The following is a 6,871-nucleotide window of genomic DNA, read 5'->3' on the forward strand; positions in this document are numbered from 1 at the left end:
CAATACCGCCGTGACCGAATTCGCGTTCACGCCGAAACGCCACATGCTGGTGACCTACAACACGCTGCCGCACCTCGACGGCCCGGCGTACGAGGGCTGGGTCACCTACGCCTGAACCTCGGCGCGCGCGGGGCGCCGCCTGCTAGGCCTGCCAGACCCCGTAACCCGCCTCGCGCAGGGCGATGCCGAGTTCGACCTCCATCTCGCGCGCGGCTTCGTAGGGCATCGGGTTGTACATCGCGTACAGCCTGGGCAGCAGCCGCAAGCCGTAGTCACGCACGAAGCTGTTGGCCTGGATGCCGGCCTTGTGCTTGTCGAAGCGCACATCCGGATCGAGCCCGGTCATGCCGACGTAGACGAAGGGCATGCCCAGGCGATAGTCGGGGTTCGCACGCCGGAAGCGCGCCACGTTCCAGACGCGGTCGTCGAGCTCGACCACGTAGACGTGGTGGTGATGGCGGCTGCGCGTCTTGCGGACCGGCATGCGCGCGCCCTGCGCAGGATCAGGTCTTGCGCTTGATCAGGCCATAGATGAACAGCAGCACGATCGCGCCGACCACCGAGGCGATGAAGCCCGCACCCTGACCCGCGGTGTACCAGCCCATGGCCTGGCCGACGTAGGTCGCGATCAGCGAGCCGGCAATGCCGATCAGGGTGGTGATGATGAAGCCGGCCGAGTCGTCGCCCGGTTTGATCGCGCGCGCCACCAGGCCCGCAACGAATCCGATCAGAATGGTCCAGACGATGCTCATACGGATCCTTGGTGTGGGTTGAGGCGGCAGGCGCACCGCCGGAGGCGGCACCGATTTGATGATAGCGGGCGCCGGCAACCCGCGCGTGGCGTCACGGTCAGGGCAGCGGCTGCGTGTGKGCGGTGGCCAGCGGCAAGCGCGACACCTCGGCCAGCAGGGCGGCCAGCTGCGTGGCGCTGGCATCGACCAGCGCCCGCCCCTTTTCAGCGGTGGCGGCGGCGGCATTCCCGGCCGCGCCCTCGGGGTTGTAGTCCTCCATCGCCCAGCCGAGCTTGGCGCTGCGACCGTTGCCGAGGATGGCGTAGTCGGCGGCGCGCTGGCGCGACGTGGAGCCGAAGTCGCGGGCCGCGGCCATCGCCACCTGCCCGGGCGCCAACGCCAGCATCATCGAGGTTTCCATCTCGCCGGCATGCACACCGAAGCGCTGCTCATCGGCGCTGAACTGCGCGCCGGCCTCGCCGAGCGGCAGGTTGAACCAGCTGGTGCTGTAGACGATCAGGCCGTGCGCCGCCCGCAGCTCGCGCGCGACGATGTCCATTGCCCCCGAATGTCCGCCGTGGGCATTGAAGAACACCAGCTTGCGCACCCCCGCGCGCGCGACGCCGGCGCCGATCTCGCTCCAGAGCCGGATCAGCGTGCCGGACGACAGGGTCAGCGTGCCCGGGAAGCGCGCATGCTCGGGGCTCAGTCCGATCTGCTGGGTCGGCAGGAACAGCACCGGAAGCTCGGCCGGCAGCAGGGGCAGCGCGGCCGCCACGATGCCGTCGGCGAGCGCGGAGTCGACCCCGAGCGGCAGATGCGGGCCATGCTGCTCGGTGGCGCCGAGCGGCAGCACCGCGACGGTCGCCGCCGGGTCGAGGGCGGCGAAATCACGCGTCGTGAGCTGGGACCAGAAGCGGCTGGCGGGGGCTGTCATGCGGCAATCTTAGAACAGAGCCCCCACGCTCCCTCACTGCGTGTGGTCGCTGCCCCCCGGGGGGCCCAGGCCGCCTTGGGGCGGCCCGGCGCCGGCCTGAGCCTGTTCACGCCGGGACAGCCTCGAACTTGAGCGCCAGGAAGTCCACCAGCGCCCGCACCCGCGCCGGGACGAAGCGGCCGCTGGGCAGCAGCGCGTGCAGCGGATAGGGCTCGGTCTCCCATTCAGGCAGCAGATGCACCAGGGCGCCGGACGCCACGTCACGCTGCAGGTCGAGCGCCGACTTCAAGGTAATGCCGCGCCCGGCCAGCGCCCATTCGCGCGCCAGCGAGGCGTCGTCGACCACCCGGTCGCCGTCCACCCGCACCTCGGTCCAGTGGCCGTTGCGCACGAAGCGCCAGAGCCGCTGGCGTCGCCCGCCGCGGTGAAAGGTCAGGCAGTTGTGCTGCAGCAGGTCCTGCGGCGTCTGCGGCGCCGGATGGCGGCGCAGGTAGGCGGGCGACGCGCACAGCGCCGGCCGCGATTCGGCGAGCCGCCGCGCCACCAGCCGCGAATCGGCCAGCGGGCCATAGCGCAGCGCGACGTCGACCTCGTCGCGGGTGACGTCGAGCGGCCGGTCGCCGACGGAGAGCGACAGCTGCAGGCCCGGGTGCAGGTCGAGAAACTCGTCGAGCCAGGGCAGCAGCACGACCCGCGTGAGGTCCGATGGCGCCGCCACGCGCACGGTGCCGACCAGCGCGCCGCGGTCGGCCAGCACCAGCGACTCGCCCTCGGCCAGCAGCTCGAAGGCGCGCACCGCGTAATCCAGCAGCGTCTGGCCCTGGGGCGTCAGGCGCATGGCCCGGGTCGAGCGCTCGAACAGGCGGACGCCGAGCTGCGACTCGAGCCGCTTGAGCGTCGCGCTGGCCGCTGCCGGCGTGATGCCGAGCGCCGATGCCGCGGCGGTGAGCGTGCCCGCCCGAGCGGTGTGGACCAGCACCTGCAGATCGGCTGTATTTTCAATTTTCATTTGAAAGTAATGCTTCGAAATGTCGGCTTATCAATTTCTATTTGCCACTCTACAGTCCCGGCATCGCAACGACCCAGGACGCCCCATGAAAGCCATCGGCTATCGCCAATCGCTCCCCATCGACAACCCCGCCGCGCTCGAAGACCTCGAGCTGCCGGATCCCACGCCGGGCGCCCGCGACCTGCTGGTGCGCGTGAAGGCGATTTCCGTCAACCCGGTCGACACCAAGGTGCGTCGCAACGCAGCGCCGGACGCCGGCCAGGCCAGGGTGCTGGGCTGGGACGCGGCCGGCACGGTCGAGGCGGTCGGCACGGCGGTCACGCGGTTCAAGCCCGGCGACCGGGTCTACTACGCCGGCTCGATCGTGCGGCCCGGCGCCAACAGCGAACTGCACGCGGTGGACGAGCGCATCGCGGCGCTGGCGCCCCGGAGCCTCGACGACGCCCAGGCCGCCGCGCTGCCGCTGACCACGATCACGGCCTATGAGCTGCTGTTCGACCGCCTGCGCGTGCCCCGGGACGGCGGCGCCGGCCAGACCCTGCTGATCGTCGGCGGCGCCGGCGGCGTCGGTTCGATCCTGATCCAGCTGGCGCGCCAGCTCACCCGGTTGCGCGTGATCGCCACCGCCTCGCGCGCCGAAACGCGCGCCTGGTGCCTCGCGCTCGGCGCCCACGCGGTGATCGACCACGCGAAGCCGCTGGCCGCGGAGCTGAAGGCCGCGGGCATCGGCGAGGTCGACAGCGTCGCCAGCCTGACGCAGACGGGCCAGCACTACGCCCAGATCATCGAGAGCCTCAAGCCCCAGGGCCAACTGGCGGTGATCGACGACATGCCGTCGCTCGACGCGATGGCGCTCAAGGGCAAGTGCATCTCGCTGCACTGGGAAATGATGTTCACGCGCTCGAAGTTCGAGACGCCCGACATGGCGCGCCAGGGCGAACTGCTCGCAGAAGTCGCGCAGCTGGTGGACGCCGGCCGCATCCGCACCACCGCCAACGCGGCCTTCGGCACCATCAATGCCGCCAACCTGCGCCGCGCCCACGCGCTGATCGAGAGCGGCAAGGCGCAGGGCAAGGTGGTTCTGGCAGGGTTCTGAGACCCGGCGGCGGCAATCGCTACTTCTTCCTGACTTTCCAGACGACGTTACCGACGTCGTCGGCCACCAGCAGGGCACCGCGCCTGTCGAGCGCCACGCCCACCGGCCGGCCCTGCGCCTCGTCGTCCGCGCTCAGGAAGCCGGTCAGGAAATCGACCGGCGGGCCGCTCGGCCGGCCGCCGATGAAGGGCACGAAGACCACCTTGTAGCCCGCGAGCGGCCTGCGGTTCCAGGAGCCGTGTTCGCCGATGAAGGCGCCGCTGGCGAATTCCGGCGGCATGCCGCGTGGATTCGAGAACGCGATGCCGAGCGGCGCGCGGTGCGAGCCCAGCGCGTAGTCCGGCACCACGGCCTTGGCGACCATGTCGGGGCGCTGCGGCTGCACGCGCGTGTCGACGTAGCCGCCGAAGTAGCTCCAGGGCCAGCCATAGAAGGCGCCGTCCTTGATCGAGGTCAGGTAGTCGGGAACCAGGTCGCTGCCGAGCTCGTCGCGCTCGTTGACCACGGCCCACAGCACGTTGGTGTCCGGCTCCCAGGCGAGCGCGGTCGGGTTGCGCAGCCCGCTCGCGAACAGGCGCTTCTCGCCGCTCTGGAGATCCACCTCCCAGATCGCGGCCCGCCCCGCCTCGACCTCGAGCCCGTTCTCTCCCACGTTGCTGTTGGAGCCGACGCTGACGTAGAGCTTGGTCCCCTCGCGGTTGGCGACGACGTGCTTGGTCCAGTGGTGATTGGGGTCCGCGGGCAGGTCGGTCACCTTCACCGGCGCCGCGGTGATGGTGGTCTGGCCCTCGACGTAGGGCACCTTGACCAGCGCGTCGGCATTGGCGATGAAGAGTTCGCTGCCGACCAGCACGACGCCGAACGGCGACACCAGGTCCTGCATGAACACCTGCCGCAGCTCGGCCACCCCGTCATTGTCGGCGTCGCGCAGCAGGGTGATGCGATTGGCGCTCTGCACGTCCGCGCCGGCGCGCTTCTGAACCAGGTCTGTGACCTTCCGCCGGATCTCGGCAACGAGGCCGCCGCCGTGGCCGTCCGCGGGCTTGGGCGGCTGGTTGCTCTCGACCGCCAGCACGTCGCCGTTGGGCAAGGCGTAGACCATGCGCGGATGGTCGAGCCCGCGGGCCAGCGCCGTCACCGCGAAGCCCTCGGGCGCGGTGGGGCCCGCGGTGTCGGTCCAGCCCACCGAGGGCGCGATGTTCACGGTGGGCAGCAGGGTGGGGTTCGGCGCCGGCAGCGTCGGCGTCGGGCCGGTTTCCGCTTCGGGCGGCAGCTTCGCCCTGTCGCCGCAGGCGGCCAGCAGCAGCACGGCGGCGATCGGCGCGAGCAGCCACCGCCGCGAGGAATGGGGCATCGTCATGGTGGAAGTCCTTTGGCGCATCGGTGAATGATGCCGGCGGCGCCGCGGCGCATTGTCGGCCACAGGCGCTTCCGAAGGTCGGCGCACCCCCGTCCGGCCGCACCGCTACCATCGAGCCATGACCGACGACCTGTTCCGTTCCGATGCCTACCTGCGCGAGTGCGAGGCCCTGGTGATGGGCGTCGACGAGGCCGGCATCCTGCTCGACCGCACGGTGTTCTATCCGATGGGCGGCGGCCAGGCCGGCGACAGCGGCCGGTTGCTGCTGGCCGACGGCCGCGAACTCGCCATCGCCGACACCCGCAAGGCCAAGGATGCCGAAGGCCGGCCGACCGACCGGATCCTCCACGTGCCCGCGCCCGGCCAGGAGGCGCTGGCGGCCGCGCTGCGGCCCGGCGACCGCGTGACCGCACGCATCGACTGGGAGCGCCGGCACCGGTTGATGCGCTTCCACACCGCGACCCACCTGCTGTGCCACCTGGTGCCGCAGCCGGTCAACGGCTGCTCGATCACGCCCGACTACGCGCGGCTCGACTTCCACATGACCGAGCCGCTCGACAAGGAGGCCCTGACGGCCGGCCTGGCGCGGCTGGTGGCTGCCGCCCACCCGCTGGCCGTCGGCGCGATCAGCGATGCCGAGCTCGACGCCAATCCGGCCCTGGTCAAGAGCATGAGCGTGCAGCCGCCGCGCGGCACGGGCACGGTCCGAACGATCCGCATCGGACCCGTGGGAGACGGCCAGGCGATCGATTTCCAGCCCTGCGGCGGCACGCATGTCGCGAACACGCGCGAGATCGGCGCCGTGGTGGTCACCAAGATCGAGAAGAAGAGCGCCAACAGCCGGCGCGTGGTGCTGGGGTGGGGCCCGTGAGCCGGCGCCGGAACTTCGCCGCGCCGGCCCGCTCCGACTGACGGCATGCCTCATCTTTCCCGCCTTCGTTTCGCGAGCTTTCTCTTCGCCGCCTTCGCAGTCTGCCTGCCAGCCGCGGCTCAGCTGACTTCCCGTATCGGCCCGGTGGTCACGACCCCGCACGTACGGGCCGAACTGGTCGCCCATGCGCCGGACGGCGTGGCCCCCGGTGCCCCGGTCTGGCTCGGCCTGCAGATCGTGCACCAGCCCGGCTGGCACACCTACTGGAAGAACGCGGGCGACTCCGGCCTGCCGACCGAACTGGCCTGGTCGCTCCCGGCGGGCGTCTCCCCCGGCGACATCGCCTGGCCGGTGCCGAGGAAGATCCGGATCGGCAACCTGGCCAATTTCGGCTACGAGGACGCGCTGCTGCTGCCGGTGCCGCTCACGGTGGCGCCCGATTTCAAGCCGCAGCCGGCCCTCGCGGGTGCCGCCCAGATCGACGTCAGGCTCAAGGCTTCCTGGCTGGTGTGCAGCAAGGAGTGCATACCCGAAGAAGGCGAGTTCCTGCTCAAGCTGCCGTTGCAGGGCTCGACGGCGCTTCACAAGGCGGAATTCGATGCCGCCTTCGCGGCGCAGCCGGCGCCGCTGGCCCGGCCGGGCCGGATCACGGTGGACGGCGACAAGCTGCAGGTCCGGCTCGAAGGCCTGCCCGCCGCCGCACAAGGCAGGACCCTCGAATTCTTCCCCGAAACCGCCGAAGTGATCCACTCCGCCGCCGTGCAGGGCAAGGACTGGACGCAGGCCTGGCAGGGCGAGGCCTGGACCGCCACCGTGCCGCTGGCGGCGCAGCGCAGCGCCAGCCCGGCGGTGATGCCGGTGGTGGTG

8 protein-coding genes and 1 pseudogene are annotated in these 6,871 nt (G+C 71.1%); 4 read left to right on the forward strand and 5 right to left on the reverse strand.

The annotated features are described in order from the left end of the window. Positions 1-115 (forward strand): annotated as a pseudogene (locus tag AC1D2K_RS26745) (histidine phosphatase family protein); the annotation flags it as partial. Between the two features lie 27 nt (positions 116-142). Here the strand turns inward: AC1D2K_RS26745 and AC1D2K_RS26750 are convergent. From AC1D2K_RS26750 to AC1D2K_RS26765, 4 genes are all read right to left on the reverse strand, one after another. Then, positions 143-484 carry a hypothetical protein gene (locus AC1D2K_RS26750; protein ID WP_478092375.1) on the reverse strand — a complete coding sequence of 114 codons (342 nt, stop codon included), beginning with the start codon at positions 482-484 and terminating at the stop codon, positions 143-145. Between the two features lie 19 nt (positions 485-503). Beyond that, a complete protein-coding gene (locus AC1D2K_RS26755) occupies positions 504-752 on the reverse strand; it encodes a GlsB/YeaQ/YmgE family stress response membrane protein (RefSeq protein WP_478092377.1) in 249 nt (82 codons plus the stop codon). Positions 753-849: 97 nt separating this feature from the next. Next, positions 850-1,668, reverse strand: a complete 819-nt coding sequence (locus tag AC1D2K_RS26760; protein WP_478092379.1) for a creatininase family protein — start codon at positions 1,666-1,668, stop codon at positions 850-852. Positions 1,669-1,774: 106 nt separating this feature from the next. Then, positions 1,775-2,677 (reverse strand): LysR family transcriptional regulator, encoded by a 903-nt coding sequence (locus AC1D2K_RS26765; RefSeq protein WP_478092381.1) that lies wholly within the window; start codon positions 2,675-2,677, stop codon positions 1,775-1,777. A gap of 85 nt (positions 2,678-2,762) precedes the next feature. On the opposite strand from AC1D2K_RS26765, the gene AC1D2K_RS26770 reads away from it, so the two are divergent. Next, on the forward strand, positions 2,763-3,773 hold the full coding sequence (locus tag AC1D2K_RS26770; protein WP_478092383.1) for a zinc-binding alcohol dehydrogenase family protein: 1,011 nt from the start codon (positions 2,763-2,765) through the stop codon (positions 3,771-3,773). Between the two features lie 19 nt (positions 3,774-3,792). Here the strand turns inward: AC1D2K_RS26770 and AC1D2K_RS26775 are convergent, their stop codons facing one another. Continuing rightward, positions 3,793-5,133 (reverse strand): PQQ-dependent sugar dehydrogenase, encoded by a 1,341-nt coding sequence (locus tag AC1D2K_RS26775; protein WP_478092385.1) that lies wholly within the window; start codon positions 5,131-5,133, stop codon positions 3,793-3,795. 118 nt (positions 5,134-5,251) lie between these two features. Here AC1D2K_RS26775 and AC1D2K_RS26780 point away from each other — a divergent pair, with 118 nt between their 5' ends. Beyond that, positions 5,252-6,004 (forward strand): alanyl-tRNA editing protein, encoded by a 753-nt coding sequence (locus tag AC1D2K_RS26780; RefSeq protein ID WP_478092386.1) that lies wholly within the window; start codon positions 5,252-5,254, stop codon positions 6,002-6,004. A 45-nt stretch (positions 6,005-6,049) separates the two neighbouring features. Then, positions 6,050-6,871 (forward strand): protein-disulfide reductase DsbD domain-containing protein (locus AC1D2K_RS26785; RefSeq protein WP_478092389.1); only part of this gene is annotated, 822 nt, incomplete at its 3' end.

It is taken from the genome of Variovorax sp. P1_H12_2, assembly GCF_056405335.1.